This window comes from Streptomyces sp. SudanB25_2051, from assembly GCF_964272635.1.
Lineage (GTDB): Bacteria > Actinomycetota > Actinomycetes > Streptomycetales > Streptomycetaceae > Streptomyces.
Genome location: NZ_OZ186787.1, coordinates 1,609,525 through 1,629,853 on the forward strand (window position 1 = coordinate 1,609,525; position 20,329 = coordinate 1,629,853).

16 protein-coding genes and 1 pseudogene are annotated in these 20,329 nt (G+C 75.9%); 9 read left to right on the forward strand and 8 right to left on the reverse strand.

Annotated features, from left to right (window positions below):
- Positions 1–44 precede the first annotated feature (44 nt).
- On the reverse strand, positions 45–839 hold the full coding sequence (locus tag ACSUPT_RS07115; RefSeq protein ID WP_351965546.1) for a PspA/IM30 family protein: 795 nt from the start codon (positions 837–839) through the stop codon (positions 45–47).
- A gap of 263 nt (positions 840–1,102) precedes the next feature.
- On the opposite strand from ACSUPT_RS07115, the gene ACSUPT_RS07120 reads away from it, so the two are divergent.
- The 4 genes from ACSUPT_RS07120 (at position 1,103) to ACSUPT_RS07135 (ending at position 5,652) form a co-directional block, all read left to right on the forward strand.
- On the forward strand, positions 1,103–1,699 hold the full coding sequence (locus tag ACSUPT_RS07120; protein WP_351965545.1) for a DUF3043 domain-containing protein: 597 nt from the start codon (positions 1,103–1,105) through the stop codon (positions 1,697–1,699).
- A gap of 59 nt (positions 1,700–1,758) precedes the next feature.
- Positions 1,759–2,493: a class I SAM-dependent methyltransferase gene (locus ACSUPT_RS07125; RefSeq protein WP_351965641.1), complete on the forward strand. Its 735-nt coding sequence runs from the start codon at positions 1,759–1,761 to the stop codon at positions 2,491–2,493.
- Positions 2,494–2,586: 93 nt separating this feature from the next.
- On the forward strand, positions 2,587–4,374 hold the full coding sequence (locus ACSUPT_RS07130) for an ABC transporter ATP-binding protein (protein WP_436943740.1): 1,788 nt from the start codon (positions 2,587–2,589) through the stop codon (positions 4,372–4,374).
- A gap of 174 nt (positions 4,375–4,548) precedes the next feature.
- Entirely contained in the window at positions 4,549–5,652 is a 1,104-nt protein-coding gene (locus ACSUPT_RS07135; RefSeq protein ID WP_365729351.1) for a trypsin-like peptidase domain-containing protein, read from the forward strand.
- A gap of 148 nt (positions 5,653–5,800) precedes the next feature.
- Here ACSUPT_RS07135 and ACSUPT_RS07140 read toward each other — a convergent pair whose 3' ends face one another.
- Positions 5,801–6,007: a hypothetical protein gene (locus tag ACSUPT_RS07140; RefSeq protein WP_351965542.1), complete on the reverse strand. Its 207-nt coding sequence runs from the start codon at positions 6,005–6,007 to the stop codon at positions 5,801–5,803.
- A 91-nt stretch (positions 6,008–6,098) separates the two neighbouring features.
- Here ACSUPT_RS07140 and ACSUPT_RS07145 point away from each other — a divergent pair, with 91 nt between their 5' ends.
- The 3 genes from ACSUPT_RS07145 to ACSUPT_RS07155 all read left to right on the forward strand — a co-directional run bounded on the left by ACSUPT_RS07145 (position 6,099) and on the right by ACSUPT_RS07155 (position 9,486).
- On the forward strand, positions 6,099–7,298 hold the full coding sequence (locus ACSUPT_RS07145; protein WP_351965541.1) for a bifunctional adenosylcobinamide kinase/adenosylcobinamide-phosphate guanylyltransferase: 1,200 nt from the start codon (positions 6,099–6,101) through the stop codon (positions 7,296–7,298).
- 30 nt (positions 7,299–7,328) lie between these two features.
- On the forward strand, positions 7,329–8,420 hold the full coding sequence (gene cobT / locus ACSUPT_RS07150) for a nicotinate-nucleotide--dimethylbenzimidazole phosphoribosyltransferase (protein WP_399217317.1): 1,092 nt from the start codon (positions 7,329–7,331) through the stop codon (positions 8,418–8,420).
- Between the two features lie 127 nt (positions 8,421–8,547).
- The gene (locus tag ACSUPT_RS07155; RefSeq protein WP_436943743.1) at positions 8,548–9,486 is read left to right on the forward strand and encodes a hypothetical protein; all 939 of its coding nucleotides are present in this window, start codon (positions 8,548–8,550) and stop codon (positions 9,484–9,486) included.
- Here the strand turns inward: ACSUPT_RS07155 and ACSUPT_RS07160 are convergent.
- Positions 9,483–10,226 (reverse strand): annotated as a pseudogene (locus ACSUPT_RS07160) (hypothetical protein); the annotation flags it as partial. The gene ACSUPT_RS07155 and the pseudogene ACSUPT_RS07160 overlap by 4 nt on opposite strands.
- An 80-nt stretch (positions 10,227–10,306) precedes the next feature.
- On the opposite strand from ACSUPT_RS07160, the gene ACSUPT_RS07165 reads away from it, so the two are divergent.
- Positions 10,307–11,119, forward strand: coding sequence for an adenosylcobinamide-GDP ribazoletransferase (locus ACSUPT_RS07165; protein WP_436943744.1), 813 nt, complete (start codon positions 10,307–10,309; stop codon positions 11,117–11,119).
- Positions 11,120–11,260: 141 nt separating this feature from the next.
- Here ACSUPT_RS07165 and ACSUPT_RS07170 read toward each other — a convergent pair whose 3' ends face one another.
- The 5 genes from ACSUPT_RS07170 to ACSUPT_RS07190 form a co-directional block, all read right to left on the reverse strand.
- Positions 11,261–12,109, reverse strand: a complete 849-nt coding sequence (locus ACSUPT_RS07170; RefSeq protein WP_351965537.1) for an endo alpha-1,4 polygalactosaminidase — start codon at positions 12,107–12,109, stop codon at positions 11,261–11,263.
- Complete coding sequence (locus tag ACSUPT_RS07175; protein WP_351965536.1) at positions 12,106–12,723, reverse strand: spherulation-specific family 4 protein; 618 nt, start codon at positions 12,721–12,723, stop codon at positions 12,106–12,108. The genes ACSUPT_RS07170 and ACSUPT_RS07175 overlap by 4 nt, the downstream gene beginning before the upstream one ends.
- A 33-nt stretch (positions 12,724–12,756) precedes the next feature.
- Complete coding sequence (locus ACSUPT_RS07180; RefSeq protein WP_436943746.1) at positions 12,757–14,394, reverse strand: hypothetical protein; 1,638 nt, start codon at positions 14,392–14,394, stop codon at positions 12,757–12,759.
- Positions 14,394–15,926: a GT4 family glycosyltransferase PelF gene (gene pelF / locus ACSUPT_RS07185; RefSeq protein WP_351965534.1), complete on the reverse strand. Its 1,533-nt coding sequence runs from the start codon at positions 15,924–15,926 to the stop codon at positions 14,394–14,396. The genes ACSUPT_RS07180 and pelF overlap by 1 nt, the downstream gene beginning before the upstream one ends.
- Before the next feature lie 472 nt (positions 15,927–16,398).
- Positions 16,399–18,462 carry a hypothetical protein gene (locus tag ACSUPT_RS07190; protein WP_361660662.1) on the reverse strand — a complete coding sequence of 688 codons (2,064 nt, stop codon included), beginning with the start codon at positions 18,460–18,462 and terminating at the stop codon, positions 16,399–16,401.
- A gap of 305 nt (positions 18,463–18,767) precedes the next feature.
- Between ACSUPT_RS07190 and ACSUPT_RS07195 the strand changes: the two genes are divergently transcribed.
- Positions 18,768–20,288, forward strand: a complete 1,521-nt coding sequence (locus ACSUPT_RS07195) for a leucyl aminopeptidase (RefSeq protein ID WP_436943748.1) — start codon at positions 18,768–18,770, stop codon at positions 20,286–20,288.
- Positions 20,289–20,329 lie beyond the last annotated feature (41 nt).

Consider the following 20,329-nt stretch of genomic DNA (forward strand, 5'->3'; position numbering starts at 1 on the left):
CGGCCGGGGCCCGGCGGGCCCGGCCGGTCGGCCCTCGCCGGGTCTCAGCTCTTGTCGAACCGGGGCCGGGTCTGCCCCTGCGCCTGGCCCTGCTGGGTGCCGTCGCCGCCCTCGATGGCCTGCTGCGGGGTCGTGCCGCCGGCCAGCTCGGCCTTCATGCGCTGCAGCTCCAGCTCCACGTCCGTACCGCCCGACAGGCGGTCCAGCTCGGCCTGGATGTCGTCCTTGGCGAGGCCCGACTGGTCGTCGAGGGCGCCGGAGGCGAGCAGCTCGTCGATGGCGCCGGCGCGGGCCTGGAGCTGCGCCGTCTTGTCCTCGGCGCGCTGGATGGCCACGCCCACGTCGCTCATCTCCTCCGAGATGCCGGAGAACGACTCGGCGATGCGGGTCTGCGCCTGCGCGGCGGTGTACGTGGCCTTGATGGTCTCCTTCTTCGTGCGGAAGGCGTCCACCTTGGCCTGGAGGCGCTGCGCGGCGAGGGTCAGCTTCTCCTCCTCGCCCTGGAGCGTCTGGTGCTGCGTCTCCAGGTCGGTCACCTGCTGCTGGAGCGCCGCGCGCCGGGACAACGCCTCGCGGGCGAGGTCCTCGCGGCCGAGCGCCAGCGCCTTGCGGCCCTGGTCCTCCAGCTTGGCGGACTGGTTCTGCAGCTGGTTCAGCTGGAGTTCGAGGCGCTTGCGGGAGGTCGCCACGTCGGCCACGCCGCGCCGGACCTTCTGGAGCAGCTCCAGCTGCTTCTGGTACGAGTAATCGAGGGTCTCGCGCGGGTCCTCGGCCCGGTCCAGGGCCTTGTTCGCCTTCGCGCGGAAGATCATCCCCATACGCTTCATGACACCGCTCATGGGCTTCGCGCGCCCCCTTCTGAACCGACTCGGCTGCAGCACTCCGACAGAACCCACAGTACGGGCCCTGCTTCCATTACCGCACTGTTCGAGCGCTGTTGCGCTCCTCCCCAAGGACGACTGGCGGCGTCCTCTTCTCCGGCGCAGGGAGTAGAAGGACGTCGGGGCGACCGTCGGGGCCTGCCGATGGGGACGCGGGCCGTTGCCGGATCGTTCCCCGCCGGGGTGGGGTCCATGCGCGGCACCCCGTACCCTTGGGCTTTGTGTTCCGTAGCCGTTCGAAGGATGAGAAGGCCCCCACCGGCAAGGTGACGGCGGACCTCTCCAAGCAGCCCCGCGACCCGCAGGCCCCGAAGGGCCGCCCGACCCCGAAGCGGAGCGAGGCCCAGTCCCAGCGCCGCCGCGCGGTGACGCCACCGCTCGACCGCAAGGAGGCGATGCGCCGCCAGCGCGAGGCCCGGCGTGCCGACCTGGCCCGTCAGCGCGAGGCGCTGGCCTCGGGCGACGAGCGCTTCCTGCCCGCCCGCGACCGGGGGCCGGTCCGCCGCTTCGTGCGGGACTTCGTCGACTCGCGGTTCTTCGTCGCCGAGATGTTCCTGCCGCTGGCGCTGGTGATCCTGGTCCTGTCGGTGATCCAGGTCGGCAACATGCAGGCCATCGCCACGATGCTGTGGCTGGGCGTGATCGTGCTGATCATCGTGGACTCGATCGGTCTTGCGATCCGCCTGAAGAAGCAGCTGAAGCAGCGCTTCCCGGACGAGCCGAAGCGCGGCGCCGTGGCGTACGCCCTGATGCGCTCGCTCCAGATGCGCCGCCTGCGGCTGCCGAAGCCGCAGGTCAAACGGGGAGAGCGGCCCTGAGCACCGCGGTCTCCGGATGCGGAGGCACGGCGGCGGAATGGCTGGGCGGGCTCGGCGGACTGCGTGACACGGTCCGCCAGGAGCTGATCGCGCGGCAGCTGGACGAGCAGATAGCCGCCCGCTACCCGGTGGGTCAGCGGCTGCGGATACTCGACGTCGGCATGGGCCAGGGCACGCAGGCCCTGCGGCTGGCCCGGGCCGGGCACACGGTGACCGGCCTGGAGTCCGACCCGGAGATGCTGAGGGTCGCCCGCGAGGCGCTGGCCGGGGAGCCGGCCGGCATCCGCGAGCGGTTCCGGCTGATCGAGGGCGACGGCCGGGAGACCGGTGTGCACTTCACGCCCGGCAGCTTCGACGTCGTGCTGTGCCACGGCGTCCTGATGTACGTGGACGAGCCCGACGCCATGCTGGCCGGGCTCGCCCGGATGCTCGCCCCCGGCGGGCTGCTGTCCCTGGTCGTACGGAACGCGGACGCGCTGGCCATGCGGCCGGGGCTGGCCGGGGACTGGGCGGGCGCGCTCGCCGCGTTCGACGCGGACACCTGCGCGAGCGAGCTGGGCGTGCCGATGCGCGCCGACCGGCTCGACACGCTGACGGCGACGCTCGCCGGGATCGCGGCGCCGCTGCAGGCCTGGTACGGCGTGCGGGTCTTCACCGACACGGTGCCCAAGGACGAGGGCCTGCCGGCGGCGCAGGAGCTGGACCGGCTGCTGGCCGCGGAGGACCGCGCGGGGCGCACCGACCCGTACCGCAGGGTGGCGTCGCTGCTGCACCTGTGCGGAGTGCGGGGCTGAGCGGGGCGCACCGGAGACGGCACCCGTGCGCGTGGACCCCGCCCGTACCGCCCATGAGGCAGGTGCGGGCGGGGTTTTCGCGTCCTTGCCGGTGTGAGCAGTGGTGAGATCGTTTCGGAGAAGGGGGCCTCGACGCCCCGGCTGCCCGCCCGCGAGACCTGGCGGGCCCTGTACCGGCACTTCCGGCCGCACCGCGCGGTCGTCGCCCTCGGCACGCTGCTGGCGCTGATCGGCACCGTGGCCGGGCTGGCTCAGCCGCTCGCCGCGAAGGCGCTGGTGGAGCGGCTCGGGCGGGACGAGTCGATCACGGGCGTCCTGCTGGGGCTGACCGTGCTGGTGGTCGCCGGGGCGGCGGTCCAGGCGACCGGCTCGTACGTGCTGGAGCGGACCGCCGAGTCGGTGGTGCTCGCCGCCCGCCGGTCGCTGATCGGGCGGCTGCTGCGACTGCGGCTCGCCGAGGTGGAGCGGACGCAGCCGGGCGACCTGATGTCGCGGATCACGTCGGACACGACGCTGCTGCGGGCGGTGACGACCCGGTCGGTGGTGTCGGCGGTGACCGGTGCGCTGGGGTTCTTCGCGGCGCTCGCGATGATGCTGCTGATGGACGCCGTGCTGCTCGGGGTGACGCTGGGCGTGATCGTGCTGATCGGCGGGGCGTTCGCGCTGGCCATGCCGCGGATCGCGGAGGCGACGCGGCGTTCGCAGGAGGCGGTCGGTGAGATCTCCAGCCGTCTGGAGCGGGCGTTCGGCGCGTTCCGCACGGTGAAGGCGTCGGGCGCCGAGGAGCGGGAGACGGCCGTCGTGGAGGCGGCGGCGCGGGACGCGTGGCGGCACGGGGTGAAGGCCGCGAAGTGGCAGGCGCTGGCCGGTTCGTCGGTGGGGCTGGCGGTGCAGGTGTCGTTCCTGGCGGTCCTGGGCATCGGCGGGGCGCGGGTGGCCTCGGGTGCGATCACCGTGGCGGAGCTGATCGCCTTCCTGCTGTACCTGTTCTATCTGATCGAGCCGATATCGGAGCTGGTCGAGGCGGCGACGCAGTACCAGGTCGGGTCGGCGGCGATCGCCCGCATCGAGGAGGCGGAGCGGCTGGAGGCCGAGGAGCCGGGGCGTACGGCGGGGGCCGGTGACGGGCCGGCCGGGCGGGGGCCGGCCTCGGTGGTCTTCGAGGACGTGCGCTTCCGGTACCGCGACGACCTGCCGGAGGTGCACCACGGGGTGTCGTTCGAGGTGCCGGGGCCGGGGATGACCGCGTTCGTCGGGCCGTCGGGCGCGGGCAAGACGACGGTGTTCGGGCTGGTCGAGCGGTTCTACGAGGCGACCGGCGGCCGGGTCCTGGTCGACGGCAGGGACGTGCGGGACTGGCCGGTCGCCGCGCTGCGGGGCGCCATCGGGTACGTGGAGCAGGACGCTCCGGTGCTGGCGGGCACGCTCCGCGAGAACCTGGTCTTCGCGGCGCCCGAGGCGACGGACGAGGAGATCCGCGAGGTGCTCGTACGGGCCCGTCTGGACGCGCTGGTGGAGCGGCTGCCGGAGGGGCTGGACACGGTCGTGGGGCACCGCGGCTCGAAGCTGTCCGGCGGGGAGCGGCAGCGGGTCGCCGTCGCGCGGGCGCTGCTGCGCAAGCCCCGGCTGCTGCTTCTGGACGAGGCGACGTCGCAGCTGGACGCGGTGAACGAGCTGGCGCTGCGGGACGTCGTCGCGGAGGTGGCGCGGGAGGTGACCGTGCTGGTGGTGGCGCACCGGCTGTCGACGGTGACGCTGGCCGACCGGATCGTGGTGATGGACGCCGGGCGGGTGCGGGCGGTGGGCACCCACGCGGAGCTGGTGGCGGGCGATCCGCTGTACGCGGAGCTGGCGGCGACGCAGTTCCTGGCGACGGGGTAGCGGGGTTCCGGCGAGGCGGGGCCAGGCCTGCGGGGCCGCTCCGGGGAGGCGCGGTCCAGACGGCGGGGCTCAGGCAGGGCGGCCGCTCCGGGGAGGCGCGGTCCAAGGGGCCGGGCCCCCTGATCGGGTGCGCTGCGGGGGCAGGAACAGCGCCGCAAAAGGGATACTCCGGACATGGATGCCCTCCTGTCGCGTGTGCGTGCGCTGTCGCTGCCCCTCGTCGCCGCGGTGGGCGCGGCGGCCCTGCTGGCCGGATGCACCACGGCGCTGCCGCCCGCCGGACCCGCCGCGGCCGGTCCGCGGGCGTCCGGTACGGCGCGGGCGCAGGCACCGGCGCCCGCGCCGCGCCAGCCGGGCGACCTGCAGAGCGAGTACCAGGCCGTCATCAAGAACGTGCTGCCGTCGGTCGTCACCATCGAGGCGGGCGACAGCCTGGGCTCCGGAGTCGTGTACGACGCGGAGGGCCACATCGTGACGAACGCCCATGTCGTCGGCTCCGCCCGGAGCTTCCGCGTCACGGTGGCCACGCGGGAGCAGCCGCTCGCGGCGCGGCTGATCTCCAGCTACCCGGAGCAGGACCTCGCCGTGATCAAACTGGACGGCCCGCTGCCCGACGGGGTGCGCCCGGCGCGGTTCGGCGACTCGGCGAAGGTGGAGGTGGGGCAGATCGTCCTCGCCATGGGGTCGCCCCTGGGGCTGTCCGGCAGCGTCACGCAGGGCATCGTGTCGGCGATCGGCCGCACGGTGAGCGAGAGCCGGAGCGGCGGGGGCACGGGGGCCACGATCGGCAACATGGTGCAGACGTCCGCGCCGATCAACCCGGGCAACAGCGGGGGCGCGCTGGTGAATCTGAACAGCGAGGTCATCGGCATCCCGACGCTCGCGGCCGCCGACCCGGAGACGGGCGGCGGGACGGCTCCGGGGATCGGGTTCGCCATCCCCGTGTCGATGGTGCGCACGGTCGCGGACCAGATCGTGAGGTTCGGGAGCGTGCGCGAGTCGGGGCGGGCGGCGCTGGGGATCTCGGGGCGGACCGTGCTGGACGACGACTACCGGCCGACGGGCGTCGCGGTGGAGCGCGTCATGGAGGGCGGGGCGGCGCAGGGGGCCGGGATGCGGGTGGGCGACATCATCACCCGCGTGGGCGACACCGAGATCACGACGATCACCTCGCTGCTGGAGGCGCTGGCGGTCCTGAAACCGGGCCAGAAGGTCCCGGTCCGCTTCCTCCGCGCCGGCAAGCCGCGCACGGCCCAGGTGACGCTCGGCGAGATGTGACCCGGAGGCCCCCTGCGCCCCCTGCCTCCCGGAGACCGTCCTGCCCTGCGGACTCACCCGCTGTGTCCGCCGCGGCCCCCGGTCGGGCGAAGCCGAGACCTCGGGGCAGGGTGGGCACAGCGGGCGCGCCCGCGAGCGGGCGAGGCGGTCAGGCTTCGGCGTTCAGGGGCATGGGGCCGTAGATCTTGGTGTCGTCCTCGTAGAGGGACACCTGTTCCGCGCCGCCCTCCAGGAGGTCGCGCCAGGTCTCGCCGATCCACGACTCCGCGTCGCCCTGCGTGGTGAACTCCTCCGGACGCACCGCCGGCTCCACCTCCGTGCCGTCGGCCTTCTCGAACCGCCACGTCCACGCCATGTGCCCCTCCCAGGGTCCGCACCAGTGCTGGTTCCTGCCCGCAGCGTAGCCGGGCGCGCAGTCGTGCGGGGCTCGCGGGAGGATCGGGTACGTGGAACTGACTCTGCTCGGCACCGGAGCCCCGGCCGGCCTGCCCCGCCCCGGCTGCCCCTGCGCCGCGTGCGCCACCGCCCGCGGCCCCTACGCGCGCGCCGCGACCTCGCTGCTCGTGGACGGCGCGCTCCTCCTCGACCTCACGCCCGGCGCCGCCCTCGCCGCCGCCCGCGCCGGGCACACCCTCACCGGCGTACGGCAGGTGCTGCTGACGCACCCGCACGACGGGCCGCCCGTCGAGCTGCCCGCCGGGCTGCCGTCGGCCGGCCGGGTCCCCGACGGGCGGGAGCTCACCCTGATCAGCGGGCACCGCGTGCGCGCCGTGCCCATGGACGCGCCCGGCACCGGATACGAGGTGACGTCCCTGGAGGGCGTCCGGCTGCTGTATCTGCCGCCGGGCGGCGCCCCCGCCGGGGTGGCCGCGCCGCAGCGCCCGTACGACCTGGTCGCGCTCGACGCGACCGCGCGCCCCGACGCGCTGGCCCGGCTGCGGGCGTCCGGAGCGGTGGGGCCCGACACCGACGTGCTGGCCGTGCACCTGGACCACGACGTGCCGCCCGGCCCGGAGCTGGACCGGCGGCTCGCCGCGGCCGGCGCCAGGGCCGTACCGGACGGGACGACGCTGACGGTCGGCGCGTACCGGGAGGTCCCCGTGCCGCCCCGGCGCACCCTGGTCACCGGCGGCGCCCGGTCCGGCAAGTCCCTGGAGGCGGAGCGGCGCCTGGAGGCGTACCCGGACGTCGTGTACGTGGCGACCGGCGGCGGCCGGGACGGCGACGCCGAGTGGGCCGCCCGCGTCGGCGCGCACCGGGAGCGGCGGCCCTCCTCCTGGCGGACCGAGGAGACCTGCGAGGTGGCCGGGCTGCTGGCCGCCGACGGGCCGCCGCTGCTGGTGGACTGCCTGTCGCTGTGGCTGACCGACGCGATGGACCGGGTCGGCGCCTGGGACGACGACACCTGGGCCCGTACGGGTGAGAAGGCCCTGCGCGAGCGGGTCGCCGAGCTGGTCGCCGCCGTCCGCGCCACGACCCGCACGGTCGTCGCCGTGACCAACGAGACGGGCTCCGGCGTGGTGCCCGCGACGGCGGCCGGGCGGCGCTTCCGGGACGAGCTCGGGCGGCTGAACGCGGCCTTCGCGGACGAGTGCGAGCAGGTGTTGCTCGCGGTGTCGGGGCAGGTTCTCGTGCTGCGCGGCTGATCGTCTTGTCGGCCCGGTACTGTTCCGCGAATGAGCAGGCTGAATCTCGACGACTTCTCCGAACTGATCGAGCGTCCGGACAGCGGCGTCCGCCGGGACGCCGAGGAACGCCGGGAGCGGCTGGCGGTGCCGCCGGGCGCGCTCGGCCGCCTGGACGAGCTCGGGGAGTGGCTGGCCGCCGCGCAGGGCGCCGTGCCCGTACGGCCGGTGGAGCGGCCGAAGGCCGTGCTGTTCGCCGGGGACCACGGGGTGGCGGCGCTCGATGTGTCGGGCCGTCCGGCCGGCGGTGCGCACGCGCTCGTACGGGGTGTCCTGGACGGGGCCAGCCCGGTCGCCGTGCTGGCGCGGCGCGCCGGGGTGCCGGTGCGGATCGTGGACGCGGGCCTGGACTGCGACCCGGAGCTGCTGCCCGAGGACGTCGTACGGCACCGGGTGCGGCGCGGCAGCGGGCGGATCGACATCGAGGACGCCCTCACGGCGGACGAGGCCGAGCGGGCCGTACGGCTCGGCATGGCCGTCGCGGACGAGGAGGCCGACTCGGGCACCGACCTGGTGGTGCTGGGCGATCTGAGCGTCGGCGGCACGACGGTCGCGGCCACGCTGGTCGCCGCGCTGTGCGGGACGGACGCGTCGGTGGTGACCGGCCGGGGCGGCGCGGGCATCGACGACCTGGCGTGGATGCGCAAGTGCGCGGCGGTCCGTGACGCGCTGCGCCGGGCGCGGCCGGTGCTGGGCGACCAGCTGGAGCTGCTGGCGACGGTGGGCGGCGCGGACATCGCGGCGATGACCGGGTTCCTGCTCCAGGCGGCGGTGCGGCGGATGCCGGTCATCCTGGACGGTGTCGTATCGGCGGCGTGCGCGCTGGTGGCGCAGCGGGCCGCGTTCCGGGCGCCCGACTGGTGGCTGGCCGGGCAGGTCAGCGGGGAGCCCGCGCAGGCGAAGGCGCTCGACCGGATGGCGCTCAACCCGCTGCTGGACCACGGCGTCACAGTGGGCGAAGGAACCGGGGCGCTGCTCGCCCTCCCCCTCGTCCAGGCCGCGGCGGCACTCGCCGCGGAGCTGCCGGTGCGGCCCGACCAGCCGCTGCCGCACGACGTGTCCGGGGAGGACGGTACGGACTGACGCCCGCCACCGGTGCGGTCGCCCCCGTGTGCCGGGGGTGGCCGCGCCGGTGTGCGGTGAGGCATGGCACGCGGCGGCCCGGTCCGCTCGCGTCTCATGCCTTTTCGCGTTCTCAGGGGGGATTCGGTTGACCGCCGGACCGGCAGTACGGGCGTTCGCGCGCCGCGAGTGGGGGCCGCTGTTCGGCACGGTGCGGGCGGCGCCGGCCGCGCGCCGGTGGCGGGCGGTGCCGCTGACCCTGGGGGCGGTGTGCCTGACGGCCCTGTTCCAGCTGGTCCAGAACCAGCCGTGGGGGTACGGGCCGGTGCAGGCCGTCGGGTCGGTGCGGGCCGGGGAGCCGCTGTGGGTGGCGCTGCTGCGGACGCCGCTGTCGCTGTTCGTACCGGCGCTGGACCTGCCCGTGTGGGGCGCGCTGGCGCAGATCCTGGTCGTGTTCGGCATCGCGGAGATCTGCCTGGGCCGGACGCGGACGCTGGTCGGCGCGTACGTGTCGACGCTGGCCGGGACGATGTACGCGCGCCTCGGCGTCGCCCTGGGCCCGGACGTCCCGCTGCTGGGGTTGCCGGCGTCGGACGCGCGGGTCGTGGACACGGGCCCGTCGGCGGCCGTGGTGGGGCTGGCGGTGTTCGTGTGCTGGCGGTACCGGGCGTGGCTGACGGGGTGGCTGGTGATCGCCGCCATGGTGGTCGAGGTGGTGGTCAAGCCCAACCTGGCGGGCAAGGAGCACCTGGCGGCCCTGGCGGCGGCGGTGGCCGCGTACGGGGTGGCGCGGTGGCGCGGGCGGCTGCCCGGGGCTCAGGGACGCCCCGGTCCGGACGGCGTACCGGTGCCGGGCGGGTCGTCGGGGCCGGGCGGAGTACCGGTGCCGGGCCTACCCTCGGGGGCCGGAGGCGCCGGGGGTACGGGGCCGTGCGGCGTGCCAGTGCCGGGCGGGTCGTCGGGGCCGGGCGGAGTACCGGTGCCGGGCCTGCCCTCGGGGGCCGGAGGCGCCGGGGGTACGGGGCCGTGCGGCGTGCCGGTGCCGGGCGGGTCGTCGGGGCCGGGGGCGTCCGGCGGCGCGGGCTGAGGCGGTACGGGGTCGGGGGCGCCGCCGATCAGCTCCTGGAAGCGGCGGCCGAGCCGCGCCCAGCGCCGGTCGTGGCGGTCGGCGCGGCGGACCGCCCTGGCGCGGGTGCGCGGCCTGCGCCGGTACACGCGCCGCGCCCACGGCGAGCCGGGCCGGGCCAGCCGCAGCGCGCCGACCACCGCGACGAACGGCACCAGCACCCCGACGACCGCCATGCGCAGCTTGCCCTTCAGCAGCGTGACGAGGACGAAGAGCAGGTTCGTCCCGACGGTGGCCAGCACGTTCACCCGGTCCTGCCGCTCGTCCGGCGTCAGCGCGTCCACGCCCAGGGGTGACGATCCGGCCAGTACCAGGGCGACCAGCGCCGTGGTGAGCACCACCGCCTCCACGCTCCGGCGGCCCTGCTCGGTCCAGTACACGTCCGCGAGGTGGAGGATCAGCGCGAACTCGTCCAGGACCAGCCCCGCCCCGACGCCGAACACCAGCGCGCAGACGGCGGCCGCGGTGTGGCCCCGCGCCCCGATCGCGCCGAATCCGCCGATCAGGGTGAGCACGACGCCCGGCACCACGTGGTGGATGTGGACGCCGCCGGTGGTGATGTTCCGGAACGGGCCCCGGCCCGCCCGGATGAGCCGGGTGACGGTCCGGGTGACGAGGAAGGTCAGCACGAACGACGTCAGCGCCAGCAGCAGGGGGAGCTTGCCGGGCTCCACGATGTTGCGGGTGAACCAGTGACCCATGCCACCCCCGATCGGAATCATGCCGGATGAGGCGATATGCCGAAATCTATCCATCTCTCGGGCGCGGGGCAGGCGCTAGTGTGCGCGCCGTGACGACCACCGACCCGCTCCCCCGCCTCCACGGCCTGCGCTTCGCCTTCGGCACGCTCACCGTCCTGCCCGCGCGCGTGGCGCGCTGGGACCGGGAAGCGGCCCGCACCGGGATGCTCTGCGCGCCGGTCGCCGGGCTCGTCGTGGGCGGGTGCGCGGCGGCCGCCGGGGTGCTGCTCCTGCTGCTCGGGGCCGGTCCGCTGCTCGCCGCCGTCGCCTCGGCGGCCGTGCCCGCCGTGCTCACGCGGGGCCTGCACCTGGACGGGCTGGCGGACACGGCCGACGGGCTCGGCAGCGGCAAGCCCGCCGAGGACGCGCTGCGGATCATGAAGCGCTCCGACATCGGGCCGTTCGGCGTGGTGACCCTGCTGCTGGTGCTGCTGGCCCAGGTGGCGGCGCTGTACGAGCTGTACGGGCAGGGGTGGGCGCGCGGAGCGGCCGCGGCCGTCCTGTCGGGCGCCGTCGCGCGCCTGGCGCTCACCCTGGCGTCCCGGACCGGCGTCCCGGCGGCCCGCCCCGAGGGGCTGGGCGCGGTCGTGGCGGGCACCGTGCCGGTGCGGGGCGCGCTGCTGGCGGGCGCGCTGGTGGTGGCCGGGTGCGCGGGCGCCGGGGCGCTGGTGGGGGCGCCCTCGGCGGCGTACGGCGCCTTGGGGCATGCGGGGGGCGCGCTGGTCGCCCTGGGCGCGGCGGAGATGCTGCTGCGCCGGTGCGTGCGCCGGTTCGGCGGGGTGACGGGCGATGTGTTCGGGGCGGTCGCGGAGACGGCGGCGACCGCCGCGCTGGTGGTGCTGACGCTGGGCTGAGGACCGGACGCCGAGAGGCCGGCAAGGCCTCCGGGCACGCCGGCCGCCGACAGGCCGCCAGGCAGGCAGGCCGAACGCCGACGGGGCCGGGCCGACAGGCCGCCAGGCGACCGGCGGGGCCGGGCCGCGGGGCCGCCCGGGTCAGCAGGGTTTGCGCCAGGCCCCCAGGTCGTACTTCTTCTGCATCGAGCTCATGCCCGTGCTCCGCGCCAAGGGGCAGAACGCCTTGGCCGGCAGCTCGTACTCGACGTGGAGGACGGCCTTCCCCGCGTCGAGGAACGGTTTCAGCGCGTCGCACTCGTCGTACTGGGCGCACTGCTCGTTGACGGCGAAGTCGAAGTCGCCGACCAGCTCCGGAATCTGGTCCAGGTCGTTCTTCAGCGCCACGGACAGGCCTCGCTCATGGGCGAGCCGGGCGATGAGCCGGTTGTAGGCGAGCTGGTCGGCGGCGGTCAGGGGGAAGCCGGTGTCGTTGGCGTAGCCGTCCATGTTGTCCGGTTCGACGGCGTCGAAGCCCTTGTCGCGGCACATGTCGATGCGGGCCGCCATCAGCGGCTCCAGTACGTCGGTGCGGCGGATGTCGAGCCAGCGCTCGCCCTCCCAGCCGTTGCCCTTGCCCAGCACGGAGGCCGGGAAGCGGGACGCGTCGGGGCGGAAGTCCTCCCAGGCGCCGGTGGAGAGGTAGCAGATGACCTTGCGGCCGCGCCGGTGCAGGTCGGCGACGGCGGACGCGGGCTGGTCGAAGCCGTCGATGTCGTAGACCGGGACGTCCACGGTCGGGTCGAGGCGGCCGGTGAGCTGCCATTGCCACGCCGTGCCCCGCGCGGGCCGCCAGAGGGCCGCCGGCGGGCTCGTGCTCGCGTCCGCCGAGCCGCCGGGGGCGGGGGTGCCGCGCGGCGGCGGGTCGCGGTCGTCGGGTCCGGCGGTGCAGCCCGCGAGCAGCAGGGCCAGGGCGGCCGCGACGGCGACCGGCAGGGAGGGGCGTTTCATGGGCGGTGCTCCAGTGCGTGCGGGAGGGTTCCCCAGGGATGTGCCCCCGCCCCGGGGACGACGCACCGGACGGGCGCGGCGACCGGAGCGTCCGCCGGGGCGGCGTACACGAGGTGGGCGTACCGCTCCGCGCCGGGCGGCTCCGGGGCGCGCCCGGCGTACGCCTCCCAGGGGCCCTCGAACGTCACCGGAAGGTCGGCCAGCGGGAGGTACGCGGGGTGGGGCGGCGCCCCGTGGTTGAGGACGAGCGTGGCGGCGCCGGCCGCGCGGGCCGCCACGGCGAGCCGCCGGTAGTGCCCCAGCAGGGCCGGGTCGGTGGCGGCCTGGTCGAGGAACGCGCCGTCCGCGCCGTACCAGTCCCGGTGGCGCAGCAGGTCCCGTACGACGTCGGCGTGCGGGCGGCGGCCGTAGTCGGTGTCGGCGTACCCGAGGACCCGGACGCGGGCGGCGCGCAGCCGGGCGGCGACGGCGGCGAACTCCCGGTCCGGGGCGGCGCCGGGGCCGCTGGCCGGGTTGAGCACCACGCCGTACAGGCGGGGCGCGGCGGCGATCAGCGCGTCCCACTCGGCCGGGCGGTCGGCGGGATGCTCGTAGTACGGAACGAGCAGATGCATGGGGTCCTCGGGTGGTGGGTGGTCGTCCGCGGGTCAGCGGCGGTGGGCGGTCACCCGCCCGAGCAGCACGGCGCACAGCGCGACGAGCGTGAGCGCGGCGGCGCCCGCCACGAGGGCGCCCACGGCGCGCGGGTCGCCCGCTCCGGTCGCGAGGGCCACCGTCTGCGCCCCCGCCGCGAGCGCGCACACGACGGCGGCGGCGAGCACCGCGCCGAACGACTGGAGCAGCAGCGCCGTCCACAGTACGGCCCCGGTCGTCAGCAGCGTCACCAGCCACGGGCCGCCCGGTTCGGGAGCGCCGGTGATCAGCGCCGTACAGACCGCCGCGAGCACCAGGAGCACCGTCAGATAGCAGGCGAGGCACAGCACGAGGGTGCCGCCGGCGACACGGCGGAACGCCGCGGGGCCGGTGGCGGCGCGCAGCCCGGCGAGGGTCTCGGCGCGGAATCGATACAGCAGCCATTCCGCCGGGCCCATGGAGAGCGTCAGCGCCACCGCCGCCGGGGCGGCCACGGCGGCGGCCGGACCGTGGGCGAGGACGTCCCCGAGCGCCGCGTACAGCACCAGCAGCCCGGTGCCGAGACCGAACAGGCCGTACGGGAGGGACGCGGCGAACCGGGGAGCGGCCGGCCGCCCGGTCCGATACCCCGGCCGGGAGCGCCCGGTCCGCTCCCCCGTCGTCGCGCGGCCCCGCTCCCTCGCCGCGGCCCCGGCCCGCAGCGCGCCCTCCGCGGTCAGCGCGCGGACGGCGAGGCCCGTCGCCGCGATGAGCGACAGCAGGAGCAGCGCCACGCGCAGCGCGCCGGGCGGCGCCGTCCACAGCGTGGCCGCCGCACCGGCCGCCAGCGGCAGGAGCGCCCCGAACAGGCCCTTCTCCCGCCCCAGTACGAGCAGCGCGGTCGCGGCCGCCAGGTAGAGCGACTGCCCCGCGGCGAACGCGACGGCGCCCCACTGGTCGGGCCGGGCCGCCGCGACGGCGACGAGCGCGCCGAGCAGCGCCCCGAGCGGCCCGCCGGTGAGCAGCGTGCGGGCGGCGGCGGCCCGGTCGCCCAGCCCCAGCCAGGCGTACGCGCGGTGGGCGAGCGCCTGGTTCCACGCCCAGCCGGTGACGGCGCCGGCCAGCAGCGGCACCGTGCCCGCGGGCAGCCCGAACGCGGCGGGCGGGCCGTCGAGCAGGGGCGCGCCCAGCACGTACGCGAGGCCGGGCAGGGCGAAGACGAGGCCGCGCAGCAGGCACGCGCCGAGCCCGGTGTGCCAGGGCTCGGCGGGCGGGACGGGCGGCTCGGGGTGGCGGCGCTCCACGCGCGCGTAGAGGTCCTCGGCGAGGGCGAAGGAGTCCTCCCGGCCGTAGGTGAGCCGTATGTGGTCGTCCGTCATGCCGTCGGACTCCAGGACGGCGGCGATCTCGTCGGGGTGGACGGCCTGGGCGATCAGCTCCTCCAGACGGGCCGTCAGCTCGTCCACCGGGTCGGCGGCGGCCCAGCCGGGGCGCTGCCGGGCCGGGCGGGGCACGTACGGGAGGGTGTCGACGCGCGCGGTGGAGGCGGACGTCCCGGCGGGGGCGCCGGGGGCCGTGGTCGGGGCGGGCGTTCCGGCGGGGGCGCCGGGTATCCCGGAGGCGGGCGTTCCGGCGGAGGAGCCGGGCGGGGTGAGCCAGAGGGAGCCGCTCATCACATCGCCCCCTCGGTGACCGGCTCGCGGTGCTGCCACGGGTCGGCGAGGCGCAGTTGCAGCGTCCAGTCGCCGGGGTCGGCGGCCGGGACGGGCCGCGGCTCGGGGAGTCCGGCCAGCTCCAGGTAGACCCGGCGGAACTGGTCGACGGTGCGGCGCAGGGTGAACTGGTCGACGACCCGCTGCCGGGCGCGGCGGCCCAGTTCGGCGCGGCGCGCGTCGTCACGCAGCAGGGCGAGGACGGCCTCCGCCATGACGGCCGGTTCGCGGGGCGGGACGACGAGGCCCGTGTCGCCCACGGCCTCGCGTACGCCGCCCACGTCGGTGGAGACGGTGGCGCGGCCGCAGGACATGGCCTCGATGAGGGAGAACGGGAAGCCCTCGCTGATGGAGGACAGCAGCACCAGCGTGCCCGCCGCGTAGGCGCCGGCGACGTCGTCGACGCGGCCCTCGAAGGAGACGCCGTCGGCGACGCCGAGTTCGGCGGCGAGCTTCTCCAGGCGGGTCCGGTAGTCCTCGTTGCCCGCGGGGACGGGGCCGAAGAGGCGCAGACGCAGCTCGGGGAGTCCGGCGCGGGCGAGGGCGTAGGCGCGGATCAGGGTCTCCAGGTCCTTGATCGGGTCGACGCGGCCGCACCAGCTGAGGGTGGGCGTGGCCGGTTCGGGCCCCGCGAGGGGGAAGGCGTGCGGGTCGACGCCGTTGTAGACGGTGCGGATGCGGTCGGCGGGGGCGCCTCCGCGCTCCTCCCAGCGGCGGTTGTACCGGTTGCACGGGGTGATCAGGTCGGCCTTGCGGTAGCCGAGGGAGTTCAGCTCGCGGTAGAAGCCGAGCAGCAGCGCCTTGACGGGCCACCGCTGGGGTTCGGTCCGGTAGCCGAGGTAGCGCTCGCGCAGGTAGATGCCGTGCTCGGTGAGGAGAAACGGTACGCCGTCGAGGTGCTGGGCGACGAGGGCGGGCAGGGTGGCGAGGCCGCTGGAGACCGCGTGGGCGACGCAGTCGTCCGGGATGCGGGCGCCGAGCGGGCGCAGCGCGTGTTCGAGGAGGTCGGTGGCGGTCAGCGCGTCGTGGGCGGTGGGCCGGGCGGCGGCCGTGGCGAGGTGCGGCAGGGTCCAGATCCACATGAGGGACCTGAGGGCCGCCTCGGAGCGCAGGGCCGCAGACAGCCGCCCCTCGCGGGCGAGCTCCGCCAGCGCGAAGAGGCCGTCGGCGAAGTGGGTGCGGGGCGCGGCCGGGTCGAGGATCGCGAGGAGGAACCGCTCGTACGTGTCGATGAAACGGCGGCGCTCCCGGCGGGCGAGGGGCCGGGAGCGGCCGGGCGCCGGCCCCCACAGGGGGAACGAGGTGTGCCGGTAGACGTGGGGCGGCAGCTCCCAGACGACGGGTTCGCGGCCGCTGCCGGTGAGGGCAAGGACCTGGAAGTCGACGTCGGGCATGCCCCGGACGAGCTGGTCGCACCAGGTGCTCACGCCTCCGTGGACGTGCGGATAGGTGCCTTCGGTGAGCAGGGTGACATGGCGGCCGCTGCTGAACATGGTGGATCCCCCGGGGTGGACGGTCGGGCCGGTGACGCGGGCCGGCGAGGCACCGGGCCGGTGCGGTGGCCGTCCCGGTGCGGTGCGGTGCGGGTGCGGTGGTCGGGTGCGGGTGCGGGTGCGGTGGTCCGGCTGGTACGCGGGCGGGCCGGAGGTGGGGCGGTGCGGTGGTCGGGTGCGGGCCGGGCGCGCCGGCGTCGGGCCGTGGGCTCGCCGGCCGACAGGGCGGTGTCCGGTGGCGCCGGGCCGGACCGGTCGCGCCGGGCCGGCCGGTCGTCCGGTGACCGTCCCGGCGGGCGGTCGCCGCGGCGGGCTCCGGCGCCGCCGCCGGGTGCCGGGCGTCAGGCGGCACGGCCCGGCGGCAGGCGGCCCGGCGCCAGGCGGTCAACGGATCAGACGGCCAAAGGGGCAGGCCGCCAAAGGGTCAGGTCGTCAAACGGTCGGATGGTCAAACGGTCGGATGGTCAAAGGGTCAGGTGGCCGCCGGCAGCGTCAGGCGGATCGCGGTCTGGAACGTCCCCGGAGTCTCCCAGGCCGACCGGGCGCCCGCGTACGGGGTCCCGAAGACCGCGGTGCCGAGCAGCGTCCGCTCGCGGGTGCCCTCGGGCGCGGTGACGGGCACGGCCGTCCCCGCGGGCGCCTGCACGGTGACCTCCGTGCCGACGCGGTACGCGGTGACCTTGCCGGAGGCGAGGGCGCGCTCCCAGTCGGCGCGGCGCTTCAGCTCCGTGCCGATGTCGCGGTGGCGGGGGTTGAGCAGGGGGGTGTTGTCGGCGAACAGGCCCCGGTAGCCGGCGATGACCTCGTCCAGGACCGGGTAGAGGAGGCGCTCCTCCGCCAGGTTGGACTGGTGGACGTAGTGCGGGCGGGGGTCGCCGGCCAGGATGTGGCCGAGCGCGATGCGGGCCTCCAGCGGCGCGATGTACGACCGGAATCCGGTGGCCGGGTCCAGCGGCGCGGGCAGGCAGGTGGAGACCGGGTTGTTCTCGCAGGCGCCGCTGCCGCCGTCGGCGCGGCTGGTGTGGATCCAGTTGTACTCGTCGGTCATCTCGGCGGCGGTGCCGACGTTGTAGTACACGTTCATGGGGTGGCGGGGCACGGTGAGGGCCGTGCCGACGGGGCGCTGCGCGGGCTCGCGGGAGTTGTCGCTGCCGATCCAGCGGACGCCGTTGTCGGCGAGGGCGGGCGCCAGGTTCGGGTTGTCGCGGGGCTGCTGGGGCAGCGTGGCGAGGCCGGAGTGCTCGCCGGTGACGAGTTCGGCGCGGTCGACCGGCAGGCCCTTGGCGACGGCCCAGGCGTGGTTGTCGCGGATCTGCGCCGAGATGGTGGCGCGGCTCGTCCACAGGGTGGCTCCGGAGGCGTCCGTGGCGCACTTCCACGGCACGGTGGAGGTGTCCTGGACGCAGCCGAGGAACGGGTGCGTGTACGTGTGGTTGATCCAGCGGTACCGGGCGCGGTCGGCGAGGAGCTGGTCGGTGAGCGGGTCGCTGCCGCCGTGGGCGGCCTTCCACTGCTCGCCCGCGCCCGCGTTGTGGACCAGGTCGAGGGTGATCCCGGCGCTTTGCTGCCAGGCGGCGGCGTGGCGGGCGTCGTCGGCGGTCATCCGGATCGCGGGCCGGCCCGTGCCGTCGCCGCCGGGGCAGTCGAAGTCGCCGGGGGTGCAGTTGCGTTCGGTGTCCCAGCGGGAGTCGGGCGCGAAGACGTCGTCGACGTGGACGGCGAAGTGGTGGCGGCTGAGCCCGAGGTGGACGCCCTGGGTGAGCCACTCCACGATGCCGCGGGCCAGGGCGCGGAACTGCCGCTGGTGCTGGTTGTAGGCGAAGGTGACGACCAGTTCGCGGCGGCCGTCGTGGGCGTACTCGCCGACCAGGCTGGCCCGGCCGCCGCCGGGGACGGGCATGTCGAGCAGGCTGGTGTAGCCCTCGCGGGGGCGGCCCGCGTAGCCGTAGCTCTCGTCCACGGACGGGTCGTTGTCCTCGAAGACGACCGGCCCGTCGAGGTAGCGGAACGGGCCGGCCTTGCCGGCCGCGGTGACCGCCGCGGGCGTGCCGTCGAGGACGCCGGTGAAGCCGCCCTGGTCGGTGTGGTCGAGGCCCACGCCCGGGTGGGCCCAGGTGTAGGCGTCGACCTGCGGGATGCCGTACGTCCGCTGGTACGCGGCGAGCGCGGCCCGCTCGTCGGCGCCGAGCCCGCGGGGCGCCTCGTCGGGCAGGACCACGCCCTGGTAGCGGGCGCGGGGCCGGCCGGTCGCGGCGTCGCGCGGCTCGGCGAGGAACGCCGCGTCGATGACGGGCCGGCCGGGGTCGGTGAGCGCGACCCTGCGGTACGGCACCCCGGTGGCGCGCAGTTCGGAGGCGAGGGCCGCGACGGCGCCGCCGCCGTCGTCGACGACGAGGACGGTCAGGTCGACGCGGGGCGCGACGGCCGTGTCGGCGGTGGCGGCGCCCGCGCCGGAGGCGGGCACGAGGGCCGTGAGCAGCGCGGCGGCGAGGAGCGCCCCGGCGACTCTTCGGGCCCGGACTCCGTGGTGGTGCATGGGAATTCCCCCCTGGCGGTGCTCCCGAGCGACGTGCCCGCATCGGGAGGATCTGTGGCGATGATGCAAACGGGTACGCGGTCGACTCGCTCGATTGCAGGGAGTGTGACGCAGCTCTCATGAGCTGATCCGCAAAACATGAAAGAGAAGCCTCTTGCGGGTGAACGACCGCCCCCGTGAGCGAGGCCACTACGCGCGCGTAGGCTCGTGCCCGCCACGCCGAGGGGCGGAATTACCATGCGGCGGGCACGGCGGGCCCGCGTTTCGGCCGCCGAACGACTCAACGGAAGCGAGATTTCACCACCGTGACTGCTCTCACTCTCAGCAACGCCGGTGCCGCGACGCTGCGCGCCGACGCCCTCGTCGTCGGTGTCGCCAAGGCGTCGGACGGCGGCAAGGGGCTCGTCCTCGCGCCGGGCGCCGAGGCCGTGGACTCGGCGTTCGACGGGAAGCTCGCCGACGTCCTGGAGACCCTCGGCGCGTCCGGCGCCGAGGGCGAGGTGACCAAGGTGCCGGCCTCCGGCGGCCTGAAGGCCCCGCTCGTCCTCGCCGTCGGTCTCGGCAAGGCGCCCGAGAAGGACGACGCGTACGGCGCCGAGGCGCTGCGCCGCGCCGCCGGTTCCGCCGCCCGCGCCCTGACCGGCGTCAAGAAGGCCGGCTTCGCCCTGCCCGTGGAGGCGGCGCAGGACGTGGCGGCGGTCGCGGAGGGCGCGCTGCTCGGCGCGTACGCCTTCACCGCCTACCAGGAGCGCGGCAAGGACGCCAAGGGCCCCCTCGGCGAGGTCGTCGTCCTCGGCGCGAAGCCCCGCGACAAGGCGGCCAAGGCGGCCGCCGAGCGCGCGCTGGCGGTGACCGAGGAGGTCAACCGCGCCCGCGACCTGATCAACACCCCGCCCAACGACCTGACCCCCGAGGCGTTCGCCGCGGTCGCCTCCGCGGCCAGCAAGGAGAACGGCCTCAAGGTCCAGGTCCTGGACGAGAAGGCGCTCGCCAAGGGCGGCTACGGCGGCATCCTCGGCGTCGGCGCCGGCTCGGAGAACCCGCCGCGCCTGGTGCGGCTGGCATACACCCACCCGGACGCGACGAAGACGCTCGCCCTGATCGGCAAGGGCATCACCTACGACTCGGGCGGCATCTCCCTGAAGCCGGCCGGCCACAACGAGACGATGAAGTGCGACATGAGCGGCGCCGCCGCCGTGTTCGCCGCCGTCGTGGCCGTGGCCCGGCTCGGCCTGCCGGTCAACGTCACCGGCTGGCTGGCGCTCGCCGAGAACATGCCGTCCGGCTCGGCCACCCGCCCGGGTGACGTGCTGCGCATGTACAGCGGCAAGACCGTCGAGGTGCTCAACACCGACGCCGAGGGCCGCCTGGTGCTCGCCGACGCGATCACCCGCGCGTCGGAGGAGAACCCGGACATGATCGTCGACGTGGCGACCCTGACCGGCGCGATGGTGCTGGCGCTGGGCCACCGCATGTTCGGCATCATGGCGAACGACGACGCCTTCCGCACCGCGATCCACGAGACCGCCGAGGAGGTCGGCGAGCAGTCCTGGCCGATGCCGCTCCCGGTCGAGCTGCGCAAGGGCATGGACTCCCCGACCGCCGACATCGCCAACATGGGCGAGCGGATGGGCGGCGGCCTGGTGGCCGGTCTCTTCCTGAAGGAGTTCGTCGGCGAGGGCATCACCTGGGCGCACCTCGACATCGCCGGCCCGGCCTTCAACGAGTCCGGCCCGTACGGCTACACCCCGAAGGGCGGCACCGGCTCGGCGGTCCGCACGCTCGTCCGGCTGGCGGAGCGCGCCGCCGAGGGGGACCTGGGCTGACGCCCGGCTGGTCCCGGGGAGGGCTGCCGGCCCGGGGAGGG

Excerpts from the sequence above, each read along its gene's own strand:
- ACSUPT_RS07115 (WP_351965546.1), bottom strand. The coding sequence starts at position 839 with ATGAGCGGTGTCATGAAGCGTATGGGGATGATCTTCCGCGCGAAGGCG.
- ACSUPT_RS07135 (WP_365729351.1), top strand. The coding sequence starts at position 4,549 with ATGGATGCCCTCCTGTCGCGTGTGCGTGCGCTGTCGCTGCCCCTCGTC.
- ACSUPT_RS07140 (WP_351965542.1), bottom strand. The coding sequence starts at position 6,007 with ATGGCGTGGACGTGGCGGTTCGAGAAGGCCGACGGCACGGAGGTGGAG.
- cobT (WP_399217317.1), top strand. The coding sequence starts at position 7,329 with ATGAGCAGGCTGAATCTCGACGACTTCTCCGAACTGATCGAGCGTCCG.
- ACSUPT_RS07170 (WP_351965537.1), bottom strand. The coding sequence starts at position 12,109 with ATGAAACGCCCCTCCCTGCCGGTCGCCGTCGCGGCCGCCCTGGCCCTG.
- ACSUPT_RS07175 (WP_351965536.1), bottom strand. The coding sequence starts at position 12,723 with ATGCATCTGCTCGTTCCGTACTACGAGCATCCCGCCGACCGCCCGGCC.
- ACSUPT_RS07180 (WP_436943746.1), bottom strand. The coding sequence starts at position 14,394 with ATGAGCGGCTCCCTCTGGCTCACCCCGCCCGGCTCCTCCGCCGGAACG.
- pelF (WP_351965534.1), bottom strand. The coding sequence starts at position 15,926 with ATGTTCAGCAGCGGCCGCCATGTCACCCTGCTCACCGAAGGCACCTAT.
- ACSUPT_RS07190 (WP_361660662.1), bottom strand. The coding sequence starts at position 18,462 with ATGCACCACCACGGAGTCCGGGCCCGAAGAGTCGCCGGGGCGCTCCTC.